General features: G+C 69.7%; 17 protein-coding genes. 1 reads left to right on the top strand and 16 read right to left on the bottom strand.

The window, feature by feature from the left end; translation table 11 throughout:
• Nucleotides 1-15: 15 nt before the first annotated feature.
• From sctT to ACSHSS_RS08130, 13 genes are all read right to left on the bottom strand, one after another.
• Complete coding sequence (gene sctT, locus ACSHSS_RS08070; protein ID WP_006415941.1) at nt 16-828, bottom strand: type III secretion system export apparatus subunit SctT; 813 nt, start codon at nt 826-828, stop codon at nt 16-18.
• Entirely contained in the window at nt 822-1,532 is a 711-nt protein-coding gene (locus tag ACSHSS_RS08075) for a hypothetical protein (protein ID WP_445544820.1), read from the bottom strand. The genes sctT and ACSHSS_RS08075 overlap by 7 nt, the downstream gene beginning before the upstream one ends.
• On the bottom strand, nt 1,525-2,916 hold the full coding sequence (gene sctN / locus ACSHSS_RS08080; protein WP_217117049.1) for a type III secretion system ATPase SctN: 1,392 nt from the start codon (nt 2,914-2,916) through the stop codon (nt 1,525-1,527). Before sctN ends, ACSHSS_RS08075 begins: the two co-directional genes overlap by 8 nt.
• Nucleotides 2,913-3,542, bottom strand: coding sequence for a type III secretion system stator protein SctL (gene sctL, locus ACSHSS_RS08085; protein WP_445544821.1), 630 nt, complete (start codon nt 3,540-3,542; stop codon nt 2,913-2,915). The genes sctN and sctL overlap by 4 nt, the downstream gene beginning before the upstream one ends.
• Complete coding sequence (locus tag ACSHSS_RS08090) at nt 3,524-4,255, bottom strand: SctK family type III secretion system sorting platform protein (protein WP_445544822.1); 732 nt, start codon at nt 4,253-4,255, stop codon at nt 3,524-3,526. Before ACSHSS_RS08090 ends, sctL begins: the two co-directional genes overlap by 19 nt.
• Nucleotides 4,256-4,279: 24 nt before the next feature.
• Nucleotides 4,280-5,161: a type III secretion system inner membrane ring lipoprotein SctJ gene (sctJ, locus tag ACSHSS_RS08095; RefSeq protein ID WP_035955342.1), complete on the bottom strand. Its 882-nt coding sequence runs from the start codon at nt 5,159-5,161 to the stop codon at nt 4,280-4,282.
• A gap of 55 nt (nt 5,162-5,216) precedes the next feature.
• Nucleotides 5,217-5,690 (bottom strand): hypothetical protein, encoded by a 474-nt coding sequence (locus tag ACSHSS_RS08100; RefSeq protein ID WP_012216598.1) that lies wholly within the window; start codon nt 5,688-5,690, stop codon nt 5,217-5,219.
• 139 nt (nt 5,691-5,829) lie between these two features.
• Complete coding sequence (locus tag ACSHSS_RS08105) at nt 5,830-6,042, bottom strand: hypothetical protein (protein ID WP_035955345.1); 213 nt, start codon at nt 6,040-6,042, stop codon at nt 5,830-5,832.
• A gap of 143 nt (nt 6,043-6,185) precedes the next feature.
• Nucleotides 6,186-7,520: a type III secretion system inner membrane ring subunit SctD gene (gene sctD, locus ACSHSS_RS08110; protein ID WP_445544823.1), complete on the bottom strand. Its 1,335-nt coding sequence runs from the start codon at nt 7,518-7,520 to the stop codon at nt 6,186-6,188.
• A complete protein-coding gene (gene sctC, locus ACSHSS_RS08115; protein ID WP_445544824.1) occupies nt 7,501-9,537 on the bottom strand; it encodes a type III secretion system outer membrane ring subunit SctC in 2,037 nt (678 codons plus the stop codon). The genes sctD and sctC overlap by 20 nt, the downstream gene beginning before the upstream one ends.
• A complete protein-coding gene (gene sctS, locus ACSHSS_RS08120; protein ID WP_006396581.1) occupies nt 9,537-9,815 on the bottom strand; it encodes a type III secretion system export apparatus subunit SctS in 279 nt (92 codons plus the stop codon). The genes sctC and sctS overlap by 1 nt, the downstream gene beginning before the upstream one ends.
• On the bottom strand, nt 9,812-12,001 hold the full coding sequence (gene sctV, locus ACSHSS_RS08125) for a type III secretion system export apparatus subunit SctV (RefSeq protein ID WP_012216595.1): 2,190 nt from the start codon (nt 11,999-12,001) through the stop codon (nt 9,812-9,814). Before sctV ends, sctS begins: the two co-directional genes overlap by 4 nt.
• A gap of 273 nt (nt 12,002-12,274) precedes the next feature.
• Complete coding sequence (locus ACSHSS_RS08130) at nt 12,275-13,108, bottom strand: helix-turn-helix transcriptional regulator (RefSeq protein ID WP_006417333.1); 834 nt, start codon at nt 13,106-13,108, stop codon at nt 12,275-12,277.
• A gap of 293 nt (nt 13,109-13,401) precedes the next feature.
• Between ACSHSS_RS08130 and ACSHSS_RS08135 the strand changes: the two genes are divergently transcribed.
• On the top strand, nt 13,402-14,298 hold the full coding sequence (locus ACSHSS_RS08135) for a helix-turn-helix transcriptional regulator (RefSeq protein WP_035955349.1): 897 nt from the start codon (nt 13,402-13,404) through the stop codon (nt 14,296-14,298).
• A gap of 107 nt (nt 14,299-14,405) precedes the next feature.
• Here ACSHSS_RS08135 and ACSHSS_RS08140 read toward each other — a convergent pair whose 3' ends face one another.
• From ACSHSS_RS08140 to treA, 3 genes are all read right to left on the bottom strand, one after another.
• Nucleotides 14,406-16,052 carry an NRAMP family divalent metal transporter gene (locus ACSHSS_RS08140; protein WP_006417336.1) on the bottom strand — a complete coding sequence of 549 codons (1,647 nt, stop codon included), beginning with the start codon at nt 16,050-16,052 and terminating at the stop codon, nt 14,406-14,408.
• A gap of 116 nt (nt 16,053-16,168) precedes the next feature.
• A complete protein-coding gene (locus ACSHSS_RS08145; RefSeq protein ID WP_172964962.1) occupies nt 16,169-16,306 on the bottom strand; it encodes a hypothetical protein in 138 nt (45 codons plus the stop codon).
• 696 nt (nt 16,307-17,002) lie between these two features.
• Entirely contained in the window at nt 17,003-18,730 is a 1,728-nt protein-coding gene (treA, locus tag ACSHSS_RS08150) for an alpha,alpha-trehalase TreA (RefSeq protein WP_445544825.1), read from the bottom strand.
• Nucleotides 18,731-18,758 lie beyond the last annotated feature (28 nt).

The following is an 18,758-nucleotide window of genomic DNA, read 5'->3' on the forward strand; positions in this document are numbered from 1 at the left end:
CTTCGCGCTGCGCGCTCACGCGCCGCCGCCGTGCGCGGCGAACAGCGCGCGCAGCAGCGCGACGAGGCCGCTGTCGGGACTCAGCAGCGCATGCAGCGACGCATAGACGACCGGCAGGAACAGCACCATCATCAGCACCGCGAGCGCGCTCTTGAGCGGCTGAGAGAACACGAACACGTTGAGCTGCGGCACCGCGCGGCCGACGAGCCCGATGCCGAGTTCGACGAGCACGAGCACGATGATCACCGGCGCCGCGAGCTTCACCATCCATTCGAAGATCGTGTCGGTCTGCCGCACGACGAAGGTCTGCAGCATCGACGAGAAGTCGGGGCCGAGCGAGCCGATCGGCCACCACGCGTACGACTGCGCGAACAGCTGCACGAGCACCTGCAGCCCGCCCGCCGTGACGAACAGCGCGATCGCGACGAAGTTCAGGAATCCCGACGTCGGGCCGCCTTCGTGGCCGCCCATCGGATCGAAGAACGCGGCGCTGCCGCTGCCGGTCTGGAAGTCGATCAGGTAGCCGACGCCCTGGATCGCGAACAGCACCGCGCTGAACGCACCGGCGAGCAGCATCCCGACCATCGCCTCTTTCGCGACGAGCACGCACCACGTGACGAACGGCAGCGACGCGACCTGCGCGGCATCGATCGCGGGCGCGACGAACGCGGCGATCACGACCGCGAGGCCGTTGCGCACGAGGCCCGTGACGATCTGCTCGTTGAATACCGGCACGACGAACATGATCGGCAGCAGGCGCGGCATCACGTACAGCAGCGGCCGCAGCGTGCCGGCGAGGTCGTTGAAACCCGACGCGTGATCTAGCATCGGCGCTCCGCGGCGGCGGCGGTGGCGGGGGCGGGCTGCGCAGCGGCATCGGTCGTGCCGGCTTGCGCCGCGTCCGACGGTTTCGCGGTGGCGCCCTGCGTGCCGGCCTGCGCGTCCGCCGGTTTCTGCGCGGTCATGGCGGCGTCGAACGCGGCGGCCTCCGCGTGCGTGTCGCGGCGGGCGTCCGGATGTCGGCCGGCGCCCGCCGCCCACACGCCGGGCGTCGCGAAACGGCGCACCGCATACGCGTCGGCGATTTCGTCGGCATCGCGCTCGACGCGCGCCGCGCGCGCATGCCGCGCCTTCTCGCCGGCGCGCTCGAGCTTGTCCTCGGCCGCCTTCGCCTTGCGCGCCGCGCGCTGCAGCTCGGCAAGCGTCGCCTCATGGCCGCGATGCACGTGCGCCGCTTCGTTGACCGACGCATTCGCCGCGCCGATATGCCGGTCGAACGTGCGCGTATCGGCAGCGGCGTCCTGCAGCGTGCGTGCGTCGCGCGCGTCGTCGGCGAGGCGCGTCTGGATCGCCGCTTTCGCGGCCAGCTGCCGCGCGAGCTGTGCATGCGCGGCATCGAGCGCGTGGCGGCTTTGCGCGGTGACGCGCTGCTGCCGCGCGGCCGCGACGCGCGCGATCTGGCTGCGCATCTCGCGCACGCGCTTCAGGCGCGCGAGCGTCGCGAGCACGCGGCGGTCGTCGGCTTCAGACATGATCGTTCGCCAGTTTCGTCAGTTTCGCGAGCAGCGCGTCGAAGCGCACGTCCTCGTGCTGCGCCTGCGCGCAGAACGCGCCGATCGCCTCGCGCGCACGCAGCGCGAGATCGCCGAGCCGGTCGCTGCCTTCGCGATACTCGCCGATCTGCACGAGCAGCTCGATCTCCTGATACTTCGCGATGAGTTCGCGCACGCGCGCAGCCGCCTGCTGATGTGCGCGGCTCGCGACGAGCGGCATCACGCGCGACAGGCTCGCGAGCACGTCGATCGCCGGATAGCGGTTCGCGAGCGCGATCTTGCGCGACAGCACGATATGGCCGTCGAGGATCGAGCGCACCTCTTCCGCGATCGGGTCGGATTCCTCGTCGCCTTCGACGAGCACCGTGTAGAGCGCCGTGATCGACCCGGTCGCGCCCTGCCCGGCGCGTTCGAGCAGGCGCGGCAGCACCGCGAACGTCGACGGCGGGAAGCTGCGGCGTGTCGGCGGCTCGCCGCTCGCGAGGCCGACCTCGCGCTGCGCCCGCGCGAAGCGCGTCAGCGAATCGACGAGCAGCAGCACGCGCTTGCCCGCATCGCGGAAATGCTCGGCGATCGCGGTCGCGACGAGCGCGGACTTCACGCGCTCCATCGCGGGCCGGTCGGACGTCGATACGACGACGATCGAGCGTGCACGCACCTCCGGCGACAGCGCATGCTCGATGAACTCGCGCACCTCGCGCCCGCGTTCGCCGACGAGCGCGATCACGTTCACGTCGGCCTGCGCGCCGCGCGCGATCATGCCGAGCAGCGTGCTCTTGCCGACGCCCGACGGCGCGAAGATGCCGACGCGCTGCCCGACGCCGAGCGTCATCAGCCCGTCGATCACGCGCACGCCGGTCGGAAACGGCGTGTCGATCATGCGTCGCGCGAGCGGGTTCGGCGGATCCTGCTGCGTCGACACCCAGGTCGCGCCGGTCACGGGCCCGCGATCGTCGAGCGGCCGACCGAGGCCGTCGAGCACGCGGCCGAACAGCGCCTCGCCGACCGGAAACACATGCTCGCGGCCGGACGGCACGACGGTCGTCTCCGGCGACAGGCCGGCCACGTCGCCGAGCGGCGTGAGCAGCGTCGTCTGTCGCGAGAAGCCGACCACTTCGGCGAGCAGCGTCGGCTGATTCGGCGTGCGCAGCTCGCAGATCTCGCCGAGCTTCGCGCGAATGCCGGTCGCGTTCAGGATCTGCCCGACCGCATGATTGACGCGGCCCTGCACCGACACCGGCGAGAAAAATGCGAGCCCCGCATCGAGATCGCCGACGAGCCGGCCGCGGTCGAACGGCGCGTCGGCCGCATCGGCAGCCGCATCGTCGCCGGGCGGCGGCGTTTCGTCGTGCGGCGCGTTCATCGCGCGGCTCCGAGCGACGCGTCGCGGCGAATCGCCTGGCGCAGCGCGTCGATCTGCAGATCGAGGCTCGCGTCGATGCGCCCGGACGGCGTTTCGACCGCGCAGGCGTCGCGCGCGAGCTGCGCGTCCTCGACGATGCGGATCTTCTGCCGGTTCGTCTGCGCGGCGAACGCGCGCTCGAGCGCGTCGCGCATTTCGTCGCTGCGGCCCGGCGCGACGCGCACGGTCACGAACGCCTCGTCGCGCACGAGCGGCGCGATGCGCGCCAGCGCAGCCTCGTACAGCTTCTGCGTACTCATCTCGCCGACGATCGCGCGCACGGCCTTCACGACGATCTCGGCCATCGCGTCCTTCATCGACTCCATCGTGCGCGCGGCCGCGAGCGCCTGCGCGTAGGTCTGCGCCGCCTGTTGGCGCTGCGCGCGGCGCATCCCTTCCTCGTAGCCGGACGCGTGGCGCCGCTCGAACTCGCGCTGCGCATCGGCGACGATCCGCTGCGCTTCGTCGCGCGCGGTCGCGATCACCGCGGACGCGTCGAGCAGCGCCGCGTATTCGCGCTCCTTCAGCACCTTGCGCTCGGACAGCAGCTGCAGGTTGTCGCTCGTGATCAGAAAAGCCAGTCCCATGACGCAAGCCTCTCGGGAATCAGAAACAGGAACAGCAGTTCTCCGAACTGGTCGCGCTGCGCGCGATTGAGCCAGTACGGCGCTTCGTCGTCGATCGCGCGGTTGAACTTGAGCCGCACGCGGCGTGCGACCGCGTCGCCGGCCGCGCCGATGAAGTCGGCCAGCAGCCGCCCGCCGCGTGCGCGGATCACGGCGGGCAGCATGGCCGGCTCGGCGCGCCACGGTTCGAGCGTATCGGCGAGCGCGCCGAACTCGGGCGCGCGTTCGAGCGCGAGCGTCAGCGCATCGCCGCCGAGTTTCGCGGCGACTTCCGCGCGGATGCGCCGCACGGTCAGCGCGTCGCGCAGCCAGCCGCGATGCAGCAGCAGCCCCGCATAGGCTGCAAGCTGCTCGAGCGCCGCACCCGGCAGCAGCGCCACGCGCGCGCACGCGTTCGCGACGTCGAAGTCGTGACGGCCCGCGACGCCATGCACGGCCAGCAGATGGCGCGCGAGCAGCTTGCGCCCCGCCGCGCCGAACGCGTCGGGCGCGCGGTAGCGCGCGGGCCAGTCGTCCGGCACGCGCGTCACGTGCAGATAGCGGTCCGGCCGCAGGTTGAACTCGCAGACGAGCGCGTGAAACGCGGCGCGCCGCGCGGCCGGCGGCGGCGCGAGCGGCTGCAGCCACGGCAGCGGATCGGCCGCGTCGGGCGGCGGCACGCGTGCGTCGTTCATGTGCCGTCGTTCATGTGCCGTCGTTCATGCGCCGTCGCGTGCGCCGTCCGGCGTGCGCAGCGCACCTGCGTCCGGCGGCGCGTTCGATGCGCCGTTGCCGCCGCGCGGCGCACCGAGCAGCGCCGCGAGCCGTGCACCGAACATCCCGCGCCGTGCCGCCGACAGCGCGATCACCGCGCAGGTCAGCAGGATCAGCGCGAACACGAGCCAGCCGAGCGGCGAGCGCAGCCGCACGATGTCGGACACCGCGCTGCCGATCCCGTCGACGCGCGGGGCGCGCGCGGCGGCCGGCTGCAGGAACAGCGACACGTTGTCGTACTGCAGCCCTTCGATGCTGTGCGCGACGAGATCCTTGACCATCGGCGCCATCGCGCGCAGATCGACGCCCGGCCGGTAGCGGATATACACGGCCGCCGACGACGGCTTGATCTTGTCCGCGAGCGGGTCGTTCTCGGGGATCACGACCTGCACGCGCGCGACGATCACGCCTTCGATGTCCTGCAGCGTGCGCGACAGATCCTGCGACACGCCGTACAGATAGCGCACGCGCTCCTCGGCCGGCGTCGACACGAGTCCCTGTTTCTGGAACAGCTCGCCGAGGCTCGCGTAGCTCGGCTTCGGCAGCCCGTTCGCCTGCAGCACGGTCAGCGCCGACTGCATGTCGCCGTCCGCGACGCTGACCTGCCACGCGTTGCGGTCCGACGCATCGCGCGCGTCGTTGTCCTTCGACGCGCTGATGCCCGCGTCGCCGAGCACCGCGATCATCTGGTTCGCGTCGTGCTCGGACAAGCCCGAATACAGCTCCTTCTGGCAGCCGGCCAGCAGCGCGAGCGCGCCCGCGAGCAGCGCACGCGCCGCCCGGCTGCGCCACGCGCCTGCGCGCGGCGTCGAATCGATCGTCGTCATCGTTGGTCCGCTTCGTCGCGCGCGCGGCCCGTGCCGGCCCGCACGCGCGCGTTCGTCACTCCTGCGTCTTCAGCACCGTGTGCGTGAAGCCGTTCGCCGCCTGCGCGACCGACAGGCTCAACTGGTATTCGGAAATCGTCGTGGTCGCCGTCCACTGGAAGTCCATCGCCTGCACCATCGTCATCAGCGGATCGCTGCGGTTGTCGGCCATCGACGTCAGCATCTCGGTGCGATGCTTGTCGATGTTCGCGTAGCGCGCATCGAGATCGTTGCCGTACGCACGCAGCCGCTCGACGAGCGACGACGCATTCGCCTGCGCGGGCGTCATCTGCACCGCGGGCACGGCGTCGTGCGTCGCCGGCGACATCGCCGCAGCCGGCGGCGCTGTATCCGCCGACGCCGCGCGCGGCTGCATCAGCGCATCGAATTCGCGCACCTGCGCCGGATCGGCCGCCGCGCCCGACTGCTGCGCGGCGCCGGCCAGCGCGGCCGCACCGGGCGGTGCCGCGCCTACGCCTGTCACTGACATGATCGCTGCCCTCCTTCGCTCGCAAGTTGCCGATCGGCCTGCGCGACGCGGGCCGGCCGCCACGCGCGCGTGCCGCGCCGCGCGCCGCACGCGGGCGGCCCGGATGCGCGACGGCGTGCGCTGCGGCCGGCGGTCCGCATCATGCGCGGCCGGCCGAACTCAGGTGTTGCGCGACCTGCGCGTTCGCCGTCCCCTCCTGCGCGGTCACCGCGTTGCTGGTTTCGAACGTCGCCGTCGATTGCTGCACCTGGAAGTTGATCTTCGTCAGTTCGAGCTGCGTCTTGGTCAGATCGTCCGCCTGCTTCTGGACGTCGTTCGTGTTCGTCACACCACCTGCTGCCGAGGCACCCATGCTTCGCTCCTTTACGTGAAGTTCACCTTCGTCCGGCGGCGGCCCCATGCCGCCCCGGCCCACACGGCCTGCCGCACCGCTGCGGCGTGCCGCGTCATGCCCGCGCCGCGCTCGCCGCACGGCGCGCATGATCTGCCGCGACGCTAATGCGCCGCGTCGTTCGAAACGGCCGACGCCGGCCGCGCGTCGGGCAGCAGCGTCGGTCCCGGCATCGGCTGCGCGATGCCGGCCGCCGCGCCGCTTGCAAGCGGCGGCACGGGCGGCGCCGGCACGCGGGCCGGCGCACCGGCCGACGTGCCGCCGAGCGGCATCGTGATGCGCTGGCCGTTGCGCTCGAACACGACTTCGTCCGGCCCGATCGACACGACCGTCGGCCCTTCCTTCAGCCGCGCGCCCTCGAAATAGCGGCTGCCGTCGACGGTCTCGATATAGCGCTGGTCGCCGTCGCCGGCGAACACCGTCGTGATCTCCGGAATGCCGGCCGAGCCGCCGAGCGTCGTCGTCGTGCGCGGCGCGTCGGCTTGCGCGTCACGCACGTGGTCGACGACTTCGAGCGCCGGCCGCGCGTCCTTCATGTAGTTGCGGATGCGCGGCTCGAGCTGCGCGCGCGGCGCCGTGCCGGTCAGCTCGATGCGGCCGCGCCCGAGATACGCGACGGTGAGCGCCGTGTCGCTGAAATAGGTCTGCGCGGTCGCGACGAGATCGCTGACCACGTAGACGGTGCCGAGCGCCGCGTTGTCGACGCCCGACACGATCTGCGCGACGCGTTCGCGCGCGGCCGCATCGGCGACGTAGCCCGATACGATCACGCCGTCGTCGCGCGGTGCGACCGCGAGTTCCGGATACGCGTGCAGCAGCCGCTGCAAGCGGTGCGTGCGCGCGAGCACCGACTCGTGCTGCCACGGCAGCCGCCCCGACCAGGCGACGAAACCGTAGCCGAGCGCGCCGAGCAGCACGCCGACCCAGAGCGCGACCAGCGCGATGACGAGCCGGCGGCTACCGAGCCGCCGCAGTCCGCCCGTCAGCCAGCCGAGCCACGGTGCGGCGGGCGCGATCTCGGGCGCACCCGTGTCGTCGGGCACCGCGACGCTCGCCTGCGCGTGCCGCGCGATGCCGAAGCGGATCGAGCCGACCGTCACGACGTCCTGCGGCGTCAGCGACCGGCGGCCGGCGCCGAGCGGTTCGTCGTTGAGCAGCACCGGCGCGCCCGTGTCGCCGCCGTGGTTCTGCACGGTGACCGCGAGCGCGCCGACCTGCAGGCACACCTGCTTCGCGCCGATCTCGCGATCGGGCAGGATCACTTCGCAGTCGGCCGCGGTGCCGACCCAGTTCGCACCGCGCGCGAGCGACATCGTGCGGCCGTACATCGGGCCGCTCAGAAAGCAGAGATTCCACGGCGACGCGAGCGCGGCCGCGCCGCTGCCCGCCCCGCCGGGCAATGCGCCGTCGCCGTGCGGTTCAATGATGCTCGTCGACATGGGCGGACGCTCCTGCGGTCGTCGCCATCGGCTGCGACGCCGCATCCTGCGCGGGCGGCGGCAGCGCGGGCGGCCCGAACTTCGTGCCGGGCAGCGGGCGCGGCGTCAGCGGCACCGCGATGTCGTTGTCGGGCGGCCGGTACATCGACACGCCGTTCGGGTCGGCCGGCGCATCGACGCCCGGGTTCACCGGCGAGCCGTCCGGCGCGTACATCGACGCGCTCGACACCACACGCGGCGTCAGCAGATAGAAGCGCTCCATGTGGTTGCCGGACTTGTCGGTGTACTTGAACAGGTTGCCGATCAGCGGAATGTCGGACAGCCAGGGCACGCCGCTCTTGTTCAGGCGCACCTCGTCGTCGTTGAAGCCCGCGATCAGCAGGCTCTTGCCTTCGTCGATCATCGTCTTCGTGACGATGTTGCGCTGCTGGATCACCGGCACGTTCGACACCGCCTGCCCCGGCACGATGTTGCCGTCCTGGATGTCGATCGACATCATCACGCTTTCCGGACGGCCCGACACGGCGGCCGCATTGCGGATCGCATCGTCGACGATCATCGGCGTCACCTTGATGCTCGTGCCGGTCGTCACGCTGTACAGCGACGAATCCTGATAGCCCTGCACCTGCACGTAGAACTGCGTGAGGTTCTCGAGAATCGCCTCGGTGTTGTCGAGCGCGAGCACCTTCGGCTTCGAATGCAGCTGCGCCTGCCCCTTCTGCGCGAGCGCATTCACGCGCGTGAGCAGGTAGTTGCGCAGCGATCCGCCGATCGATGCGGTGAGCGCGATGCCGGTCGGCATGAAGGTGCCCGTCTGCCCGGACTCGCTCGCGCCGATCCCGAACGTCAGCGGCGGATTGCCGGCGCCGTTGTACTGCGTGTTGCCGTTCAGCGGGTTCGCGCCGTTGCCGATCTGCACGTCGCCGTGCGTCGTGTGCAGCCGCCAGTCGATCCCGAGGCTGTCGAGCGAATCCTCGTTGATGTCGATGATCGTCACGTTGATCTCGACGATCCGCGGCCGCTCGTCGAGCTGCGCGATCAGCGACTGGTACCGGTACATGTTTTCCGGCAGATCGCGCACGATCACCGCGTTGATCGCCGGATCGGCCTCGATCTGCGGCAGCGTGTCGCCGCCGCTCGCGAACGGCGAGAACGTGCTGCCCGCGGCCGATTCGCCGCCGTAGCCGCCGCTGCGCGGGCCGCCCGACAGATCGGGGAATTCGAGGCGCGGCACCGCGATCGTCAGCCCCGAGCCGAGCTTCACCTGACGCGCGGCCTGGCCGAGCGGCGCGCTCGTCGGCATCGGGCCCGTGCCGCCGCCCTTGCCGAACAGGCGCCGCAGGATCGTCGCGACGCCCGGCACCGTCACTTCCTTGCCCGAGCGATTGACCGTGAAGTCGGACGCCCACGCGTACTTGAGCCGGAACGCGCGGATGTCCGCGTGCTGGCCGTTCGCCGACGGATCGCCGACGCTGCCGATCGCCTGCCGCACGAGCTCGACGTAGCGGCGCGGGCCCGCCACGTACACGCTGTTCGCGCGATCGTTGATGACGAGCGTGTAGCGCTTGTCGGGAATCTGCATCGCCTGCAGCGCGCGGCCGATCTCGCCGCCCGCGTTCGGCGGAATCGGGATCATCTGCGTCTGCGACTGGTCGGCCGGATCGACGTAGAGGAACGAGCCGTCGTAGTACCACGTGAGTCCGTACGTCGAGCAGATCGTGTCGAGCGTCTGCTGCGGCGTGCCCGAGAAGCGGCCGCTGATCACGCCGTCGACCTTCGGATCGACGACGGCCGTCACGCCCTGCGACGACGCGAGCTCGCGAATGAAGTCGCCGATCTTCTTGCCGTTCGCGACGATCGTGAACGGCTTGTTGCGCCAGCGCAGGTCGGCCGCGCGCGCAGGCTGCGCGATCGTCATGCAGAGCGACGCCGCAAGCAGCGCGCTCGCGCACATCGCGAGCGCCGCGCGCGGCAGGCTGCGCGGCTGAAACCGGATCGGGACGACGCGTCGACGCATCAAAACACTCCTGTGGAAGAAACGAACATCCGTTCGAGCGCCTGCTGCGCAAAGCGCAGCACCTCGCTGCCGAGCCAGCCGGACAGCAGCACCAGCGCGACCATCACCGCGATCAGCCGCACCGCGATCCCGATGTTGGCGTCCTGCACCTGCGTGACCGCCTGCAGGATCGCGACGACGAGGCCCGTGACCGTCGCGATCAGCACGATCGGCAGCGACAGCAGCAGCACGAGCATCAGCGCCTGCCGCGTGAGGTCGAGGATCGTCGAGCTCGTCATTGCGCGACGCCCGGTGTACGCACGTCGGCGCCGGCGCCGACCGTGCCGTCGTCCGGCGGGTTCTTCACCCAGCCGACCGTATGCAGCTGCACGTCCTCCTCGATCTCCTGATACGACAGCACCGGAAGATCGGGCAGCATCGGCTGCAGGATCGTCTTCACGTAGCGGCGCGCGCCGAGCGCGACCATCACGGCGAGCCGCGCGGCGCCGTGCGCGCCGCTCGCGTGCGCCGATTGCACGATGGCGCGCACCTGTTCGCCGATGTCCTGCTTCACGGCGCTCGACAGCGCGAGGAAGTTGCCCTGCTTGGTGCGCATCACCGCGTTCTCGATGCGCTCCTGCAGGTTCTGCTCGAACAGCACGACGCGCAGCTGGCGCGCGGCGCCCGCGTGGCGGTCGGTGATCATCCGGCGCAGGTCGACGCGCACGAGCTCGACGAGCGCGATCACGTCGTCGGGCTCGTTCGGCGCCCACGTGATCAGGCTTTCGAAGATCACGCGCAGATTGCGGATCGGCACCTGCTCGGCGAGCAGCCGGCGCAGCACCTCGGTCACGCGCTGCAGCGGCACGAGCCGCGTCAGCTCGCCGACGAGCTCCGGGTGATCGCGCCGCACCAGATGCACGAGCGCCTGCGTCTCCTGGATGCCGAGCAGTTCGTCCGCGTGCTCGCGCACGATCTGCTCGACGTGCGCGGCGAGCGCCGCCTCGCTCGTCAGCCACTTGCCGTCCGGCGGCGCGCCGTCCGGCTTGACCCACAGGGCCGTCGCGAACGGGCCGAACGCTTCGGCCGGCTGACGCTCGGCGCGCTCGGGCAGCGGCGCGACGCCGTCCCACAGCAGCCAGCCCGGCTTCAGCGCACCGTGCGCGGCGAGCACGTCCTGCAGATAGATGCGGTACGTCCCGGCCGGCGCGCGCTCGTCGTCGTTCAGCGTGATGCGCGGGAACACCGTGCCGATGTCCGCGTCGACGCGCGCCTTCGCGTTCGACAGGGCGGCCTGCAGCTGCGCGAGGTTCAGCGCGCTGCGCAGATCGTCGGCCAGCGATACCGCGATCAGCGACGTGACGCCCGCCGCATGCGATACCTTCGCCGGCTGCCCGTCGTCGGCCGCGCCGACGCGACCGGCCACGTGGATCAGGTTGAAGCTCGGTGCGGTCGTCTTGCGCTTGAGCTGCGTCAGCGCGAACGCGCCGAGCGCCACGGCGATCAGCGCGAACGACCATTTCGGAAAACCGGGCACGACGAGGAAGCCGGCCAGCACGAGCGCCGCGATCAGCAGCGCACGCGGATGCGCGCCGAGCTGTTCGCCCAGTTGCTCGCCGAGCTGGCGCTGCCGCGCATCGCGCGTCGCGACGCGCGTCGTCACGATGCCGGCCGCGATCGACACGAGCAGCGACGGAATCTGCGACGCCATGCCGTCGCCGACCGTCAGGATCGCGTAGCGCTGCAGCGCCGTGCCGATGTCCATGCCGTGCATCAGCGTGCCGACCGCGATGCCCGCGACGATGTTGATGAACGCGATCACGAGGCCGGCGATCGCGTCGCCCTTCACGAACTTCATTGCGCCGTCCATCGCGCCGTGCATCTGCGATTCCTGCTCGAGCTTCTCGCGACGCTCGCGCGCTTCGTCCGCGCTGATGATGCCGGCGCGCAGATCCGCGTCGATGCTCATCTGCTTGCCCGGCATCGCGTCGAGCGAAAAGCGCGCGCCGACCTCGGCCACGCGCTCCGAGCCTTTCGCGATCACGATGAACTGCACGACGGCGATCACGAGAAACACGACACCGCCGACGACGACGTTGTTGCCGACCACGAGCCGCCCGAACGCGTCGATCACGTGACCGGCGTTCGCGTGCAGCAGGATCAGCTTGCACGACGCGATGTTCAGCGCGAGCCGGAACAGCGTCGTAAACAGCAGCAGCGCGGGAAACGACGAGAAGCTGACCGCCGACGGTACGTAGGTCGACACCGTCAGCAGTACGACGCTTGCGGCCAGATTCAGCGAGATCATCCCGTCGAGCGCGGCCTGCGGCAGCGGCAGGATGAACAGCGCGACGACGGCGACGATGAAGGCGGCAAGAAACAGATCGGCGCGCGGCGACGCGCCGATCCGGCGATGTCCGGACACGCCGCGGCCGACGGAAAACATCCGCTGCCAGTCGCGGGGAAGCGCCTTCGGTTCTGCCATCGTGCCGTCGTCCTGTCGTTATGGGCGGCAGGCGCGGGCAATCGCAGCCCCCGCCTGCGCGGTGCATCGAATGCGACGAGTGTAGCGACGGGAAAAGGGGGAAAAACGGGCGCACCTCGTAGCGCGCGGGCGGCAGGCCGAATCGTCTGAAGGTACGACTACGAAACGCCGCGGCGCGAAGTCGGACGGCGCCGCGGAACCGCTTCCATCGCGCCGCGCGGCGCGGCGGGCCGCGTCGGCCCGGTGCGCGCGGCGCGGCGCGTCAGCGCCGGCTCACGAAGACAGCCGGCGCGCCGCGAGGTAGGCGAGCTGCGCGCGATTCTGCACGTTGAACAGTTTTTCGAGCGAGCGGATGTGATGGCCGACCTTGTGCAGCGACGTGCGCAGCGCGCTCGCGATCTCCTGGTCGGACAGCCCGTGCACGAGGCGCTCGAGCACCTGCTGCTGCTCGTCGCCGAGCGCGAAGCCGCGCATGCGCGCGACGCGCGCTTCGAGAAACGGCAGCGCGACGCGGTGCACGGCGAGACTCACCGCCAGCGCGCCGCCGATCACGCGATCGTCGATCCAGTCGGTGCCGTGCGTCTCGGACGTCAGGTTCACGGCGACGCGCAGGTCGAGCCGCGGCGCCGACAGGCTGAAGATCACGCCGCTGTTCATTGCGTGCGCACGCAAGTGACCGGCAAGCGCGAGCACCTTGCGATCGCCGCCGCGCTGCGCGGCCGCCTCGATCTCGTCGAGCCGCCATGCGACCGGAAAACCGCTTTGCCGCACCTGCGCGAAACGCGGATCGCTTTCGTACAGCGCGCCTTCGATATACGGCTGCATGAACGACGGCGGCGCGAGATCGCGCAGCAGATGCGCGCAGAGAATGCGCCGGCCGATCATTTCATACGCGCCATAACCGAGCGTGCTGAAACCGATTTGCCGCAGGCGGGCATGGTATGGCGAAAAATCGATTGCGCTCAGGTCGCTTTTACCGGATCCGGATTGAATGCCGGTAAAAACGTCGCGTTCGATCGCGGGAATCGCATTCGAATAAGCGGCGGCTGCCGCAATATCGGCGTGCGTGAACCATTCGACGCGTGGCGCGCCGTCAGCATGTGTCATGAGGAGCCCACCCTTTCCCAATATGTGAATCAAGCCCCGTCACGTCATGGTCTTTTTATCGTGATTTTTTCGGTCTTGGGAACGGGCGTGCGTTTATCGAATCGGCACACCGAAACCTTTCGCCGAAATTAGTATTACGGCATATTACGCGCACACCGGCATTTTTGTACAATGCCCCCGCGTTTCGTCAGGATCACGATTCGCCTATCAATACGATGCTTCGATCGCACCGCCGCCCGCCGTGCACGACACGGCCGTCCTGCGCGCTGCGCGTCGATTCCGAGGGATGGCTCATGTCCGATATTGCGTTGCATGAAGAAGCAGTCGCCTCAACCCTTGCCGGCCGGCCGCACGCACGCGCGTCCGCCCGGCGCGAGCGCCCGGTGCAGGTCGTGTGGTGCGACGATGTGCGACGCGGCGACGTCGCGCAGCCGAACGCGCCGAAGCTCGGCGTCGCCGACACGCTCGCCCACGCGCAAAGCACGGCCGAGCGCAACCGGATCGTCACGAGCCTGCTGCATCTGACCGGCTTCTCGACGTTTGCCTATTTCGCGCTCGAGTTTGCGCACGAGCGCGTCGAGAGTCTGTATCTGCATGAAGCGTTCACGCCGTCGACGTATCGCGGCGATTACGTGCGGCACAACCATCACGACGTCGATCCGCGCACGCTCGGCGCGCGCGTCTGCAACATGCCGATCGTATGGGACCTGCAGCAGCTGCGCCGCGATCATCAGCCGCGCGACGACGATGCGTCCGACGCACCGGCCGCGCTCGACGGCTTCCTGCAGACGATGCAGGACGACGGAATGTGCAGCGGCATCATGTATTCGATGGCGGTGCCCGGCACGCGGCTGCATGCGTTCATGAGCTTCACCGCGCCGCGCCGCACGCGCGAGTGGATCACGCCGGCCACCGTCGAGCAGGCGCTGTCGATCGGGCTGTCGGTGCACAAGTTCGCGTCGCCGCAACTGATCGCCACGTCGCGCGAGCGCGCCGTCAACGGGCTCACGCCGTTCGAGCAGGAACTGCTGATCGGCATCGCGGAAGGCGCATCGGACAAGGAAATCGGCCGGCGGCTCGACACCAGCGCGCACAACGTCGACTACCACCTGAGAAAGCTGCGCAAGCGCTTCGGCGTCGCGAACCGGATTCAACTCACGTACCTGACGTCGAAGCTCGAGCTGATCTGATACGCGTGTGTTGTGCGTGCGTGCGTGCGCGCAGCGCAACGACGATGCCGGCCGCGCGGGCCGGCAATGCGCAGCGGGCGCGGCGCGCGGCGCTGCGTCGGCACGCGCTACTTGAGCAGCGTCATCTGCACGACCTTGACGATCACGAGCCCCACCGCAACCACCAGATAGCCGCGCAGCACGCCCATCCAGATTCGCGTCGCGAGCGTCATGTGCTGCGGCTCGAGCGTGTCGAGCGGCGGCATGCGCCAGGTCGCGCGCGCCGCACGGTCGATGCCGGGCTCGACGACGCGACGATTGCGGCGGAACAGCACCGTCGCGAGATAGCCCGCGATCGCGAGCACGGTGCCGCCCACCAGCACGTCAACGATCGCTTCGCCGCTGATGTCGGGATACATCACCGACGCGGTCAGGATGATCGACAGCAGCACCAGCACCCAGACGACCGCGCCGGTGAACACGTTCAGCTTCGTCGAGTTGACCCACGGGCCGAGCACCTGACGGTCGTTGCAGAGCACGAGCAGAAACACGGTCGCGCTCGGCAGCAGCACGCCCGCGAGCGTCTGCACCGCTTCGGTCAGCAGCCCGAGCGGGCTGCCGGGAATCAGCACGAGCGTGGCGGCCGCCGCGACGATCGCGAAGTACACGAGATAGAAGCCCTTCGCGTCCGACACGCCGCGATGCAGCGAGTGACGGATCTTGAAGACGTCGCCGATCGCGTAGGCCGTCGACAGCGACACGGCCGCCGCGCCGATGATGCAGGCGTCGAGCAGCGCGATCGCGAACAGCGTGGCGCTCGTGCGCCCCGCATATTTTTCGAGGCCGGCGATCACGCCGCCCGCGTCGGTGAAGCCGCCCGCTTCCGGATGGCCGTGGAACAGCGCGGCGCTGAAGCCGATCATCGCGACCGCGCCGATCAGCACGAACGCAATGCCGATCCACAGATCGACCTTCTCGTACTTCATGAAGCGCGGCGTGATCCGCTTGTCGATCACGTAGCTCTGCTGGAAGAACAGCTGCCACGGCGCGACCGTCGTGCCGACGATGCCGATCACGAGCAGCATCACGTCGGACAGCTTCGCGTGCGCGGGCCAGTTCGGCACGAAGAAATCGCGCGTCATCTGCGACACCGGCGGATGGATCGACACGAGCACCGGCACGAGCAGCAGGCTCAGCACGCAGAGGCCGACCGCGAAACGCTCGAAGCGCCGGAAGTCGCCGGTACTCACCGCGGCCATCGTCAGCGCGGCGGCCACGCAAACGCCGGCCACCTTCGGCAGCCCGAAGAACGCGAGCACGAACGTGATGCCGATGAACTCGGTGACGATCGTCAGCGCGTTCAGCAGGAACAGGTCGATCACGCTGAATGCGCCCCAGAACTTGCCGAAGCGCTCGAAGATCAGCCGCGCGTGGCCGACGCCCGTCACGGCGCCGAGCCGCAGCACCATCTCCTGGTTCACGTAGAGCACGGGGACGAGCAGCAGCAGCGTCCACAACAGCGTCGTGCCGTAGTTCTGCCCGGCCTGCGTATAGGTGCCGAACGCGCCGGCGTCGTTGTCGCCGACCATCACGATCAGCCCGGGCCCGATGATCGCGAGCAGCGTGCGCAGACGCGCCCACCACGTGCCGCGCGCGCCCGTGTCGTGATGCGCGATCGTGCCGAGCGCGCCGCGAATGTCGCCGAGATGGGCTTCGTCGAGCACCGCGCTGCGCTCGGCGGCAATCGGCGAAGAAACGTTGGAGGGTGTGGACATGATGACTTCCGTACGGCTAAGGGTTATCCGGTGAGCGTGTGACCTTGGCATGCGCGCGGACGGCGGCTTCGCGGCGGCCGTCCGTGCGCATGCCGAGGCATGCTCGGCGCGGTCGGTCAGCGGATCAGCGACGCCAGGCGGTTCAGCAGGCGCGCAAACGGACGCGGGCGCGCATCGAGCGCGAGCATCGCGTCGTAGTGGGGGCGCGATTCTTCGACGCGCGGAAAGGTCGACAGCAGAAGGCCGAAGTTCATGGTCTGGCTCCGTGCGGCGTCGGCATGCATGCCGGCCGCGTCGTGGGGTGCGGGCGCCAGTCCGGGGCCTGAACGAGCAGTCAGGCTAGCGGGCCGGCGTGTCCCTGCGACCCCGGTTCAAAAGGGTCTGTGCTTGCAACGGGCATAAGGGACAACTGTCGCTGTCGTTCATGGCGGCTCCTGTACGGTGTTCGGACGAACACGGTTGACCGCCGTCCGGTGCGCGGGCCGCGCACGCGATGCGAAAACGACGCATGCGCGAACGCGGCCGCGTGCCGGGCGGCGATGAAACCGGACGGCGCATGCGCGAACGCATCACGCCGGCCGGCGCGAATCAGGGTGCACGAAGGGAGTTGCTGCGAAATACTGCTGCGCGCACCGTTTGCCCGAGAGACAAACGGCGGCTTCGATGAGGCGCGGACGTCGGTCGCTCAGGCGGAAATTTCGTTCGAAGATCGACTACTGCAGGCGTCCAAGGCGGCGGCCCCAAGAGTGAAGATGCTGGATTCTATGGATCGGCCGAAAGTGAAGTCAACCCCGCGCGCACGGGTTTGACGAAATAATTTTCCACGCGCGCCGCACTGAAAGATTCGACCGCGAAAACGCGCGCCGAAACCTTTCAGCCGGTATCTGCGGCGCGCGGCGCGCGATGCGCGAAAGCAACGGCACGGCCGCCGCGCGGCGGCCGTGCGCGCGTCACTCGCCATACATTTGGAGCAGCTTCAGCGTGACGCCGTTGGTCCAGCCGAAGCCGTCCTGCAGCGGATATTCGCCGCCGCCCCCGCCGCCCTGCCCGGCCCCTTCGACGACGTATTTCTCGACGAGCTTGCCCTCGGTCGCGTAGACATGCTTCACGTCGGCCAGGAAGCGCGTGCCGATGTCCTTCGCGAGCGCCGGCTCGCCGTAGCGGCGCAACCCTTCGATCGCGATCCACTGCAGCGGCGCCCAGCCGTTCGGCGCATCCCATTGCTGGCCGGTCGTCTCCGTTGTCGTCGCGAGACCGCCGGGCTGCAGCAGCGTCTTGCGCACTTCGCGCGCCGTCGCCTTCGCGCGCTCGGGCCACGCGACGCCCGCGAACAGCGGATACAGCGCGGCCGCCGTCACGCCGTCGCGCGGCTTGCGCAGCTGCCAGTCGTAGTCGCCGTAGTAGCCGCCGCGATTCCACAGCCAGCGATTGATCGCGAGCGCGCGCCGCGCCGCGCGGCCCGAGAAGTCGATCACGCAGCCGACGTCGTGCGTGACCGTGCAGCCCTTCACGATCGTCCGTTCGAGATGGAACATCAGGCTGTTCAGGTCGACCGGCACGATCGACGTCGTGCGGATCGTCGCGAGCGTCTTGCCGTCGCCGAGCCAGCGCGAGCTGTAATCCCAGCCGCTCTCCGCGCCGGCCCGCAGGTCGCGGTACACGTCGTTCGCGGCACGGCCCGACGCCGCCTTCGCCGTCGTCACGTCTTCCAGATACGACTCGTCGCGCGGCGTGTCGCTCGCGTCCCAGTAGCGGTTCAGCACCGCGCCGTCCGGCATCGCCACGACGTGGCGTGCGGCCTGCCCGCGCGGCGTCGTCGATTCGCCCTGCATCCAGTACGCATATTCCTTGCGCAGCGCCGGCAGATATTTCTGATAGACCTTGTCGCCCTCGGCCTGCGCGGCGAGCGTCACCATGTACGCGAAGAACGGCGGCTGCGAGCGGCTCGCGTAGTACGTGCGGTTGCCGTTCGGGATGTGCCCGACCGTATCGATCAGATGCGCGAAGTTGTCGAGCATGTCGTCGACGAGATCCTCGCGGCCCGACACCTGCAGCCCGAGCATCGTGAAATAGGTGTCCCAGTAATAGCCTTCGCGGAAACGGCCGCCCGGCACCACATACGGTTTCGGCATCGGAATCAGCGAGCTGTACGGCGGCGCCGTCGGCGTCGTGCGCGTGAGCTGCGGCCACAGCCAGTCGATGTGCTCGCGCAGCGTCTGGTTCGGCGGCGGCGTCACGCCGCCTTGCGCCGGCGGCGTGAAGTGCTGGTCGACGAATGCCTTCAGCGAGAAGCCCGGCTGCGATTTCTGTTGCTGATACAACTGCATGATCGTCGCGGGATCGGTGTCGGGCGTCGCATCGACGAAGGTCTTCTGGTCCGGATAGAGCTGGGCCGTCTGCACCGCGACGAACAGGTCGCCGTACAGCTGGCTCGGCGGCGGCAGCAGCGTGGCCGCCGTCGCATTCGGCACCGTCGCCGCGGACGACGCGGCCAGTTGGGTTGCGGCGTGGTTGGCGCTGTCCGCCTGCGCGGCGCAGCCGGCCACGGCCAGATAGGCGACCGCCAGCGCGGCGGCCCAGCGAACGCGCGGCGCGGCGGGCGCGACTGGCGCGGTCGGCGCGCAATGCGATGCGGTCGATGCGGCGGATTCGATCGATTCGGCACGACGTGACGTCATGGCGTGTCCCCTCCTTTCGATGGTGAGT

It is taken from the genome of Burkholderia sp. BC1 (assembly GCF_052683555.1).

Bases quoted from the DNA above. Each gene is read 5' to 3' on its own strand.
- sctT (WP_006415941.1), bottom strand. From the start codon at position 828: ATGCTAGATCACGCGTCGGGTTTCAACGACCTCGCCGGCACGCTGCGG.
- ACSHSS_RS08075 (WP_445544820.1), bottom strand. From the start codon at position 1,532: ATGTCTGAAGCCGACGACCGCCGCGTGCTCGCGACGCTCGCGCGCCTG.
- sctN (WP_217117049.1), bottom strand. From the start codon at position 2,916: ATGAACGCGCCGCACGACGAAACGCCGCCGCCCGGCGACGATGCGGCT.
- sctL (WP_445544821.1), bottom strand. From the start codon at position 3,542: ATGGGACTGGCTTTTCTGATCACGAGCGACAACCTGCAGCTGCTGTCC.
- ACSHSS_RS08090 (WP_445544822.1), bottom strand. From the start codon at position 4,255: ATGAACGACGCACGCGTGCCGCCGCCCGACGCGGCCGATCCGCTGCCG.
- sctJ (WP_035955342.1), bottom strand. From the start codon at position 5,161: ATGACGACGATCGATTCGACGCCGCGCGCAGGCGCGTGGCGCAGCCGG.
- ACSHSS_RS08100 (WP_012216598.1), bottom strand. From the start codon at position 5,690: ATGTCAGTGACAGGCGTAGGCGCGGCACCGCCCGGTGCGGCCGCGCTG.
- ACSHSS_RS08105 (WP_035955345.1), bottom strand. From the start codon at position 6,042: ATGGGTGCCTCGGCAGCAGGTGGTGTGACGAACACGAACGACGTCCAG.
- sctD (WP_445544823.1), bottom strand. From the start codon at position 7,520: ATGTCGACGAGCATCATTGAACCGCACGGCGACGGCGCATTGCCCGGC.
- sctC (WP_445544824.1), bottom strand. From the start codon at position 9,537: ATGCGTCGACGCGTCGTCCCGATCCGGTTTCAGCCGCGCAGCCTGCCG.
- sctS (WP_006396581.1), bottom strand. From the start codon at position 9,815: ATGACGAGCTCGACGATCCTCGACCTCACGCGGCAGGCGCTGATGCTC.
- sctV (WP_012216595.1), bottom strand. From the start codon at position 12,001: ATGGCAGAACCGAAGGCGCTTCCCCGCGACTGGCAGCGGATGTTTTCC.
- ACSHSS_RS08130 (WP_006417333.1), bottom strand. From the start codon at position 13,108: ATGACACATGCTGACGGCGCGCCACGCGTCGAATGGTTCACGCACGCC.
- ACSHSS_RS08135 (WP_035955349.1), top strand. From the start codon at position 13,402: ATGTCCGATATTGCGTTGCATGAAGAAGCAGTCGCCTCAACCCTTGCC.
- ACSHSS_RS08140 (WP_006417336.1), bottom strand. From the start codon at position 16,052: ATGTCCACACCCTCCAACGTTTCTTCGCCGATTGCCGCCGAGCGCAGC.
- ACSHSS_RS08145 (WP_172964962.1), bottom strand. From the start codon at position 16,306: ATGAACTTCGGCCTTCTGCTGTCGACCTTTCCGCGCGTCGAAGAATCG.
- treA (WP_445544825.1), bottom strand. From the start codon at position 18,730: ATGACGTCACGTCGTGCCGAATCGATCGAATCCGCCGCATCGACCGCA.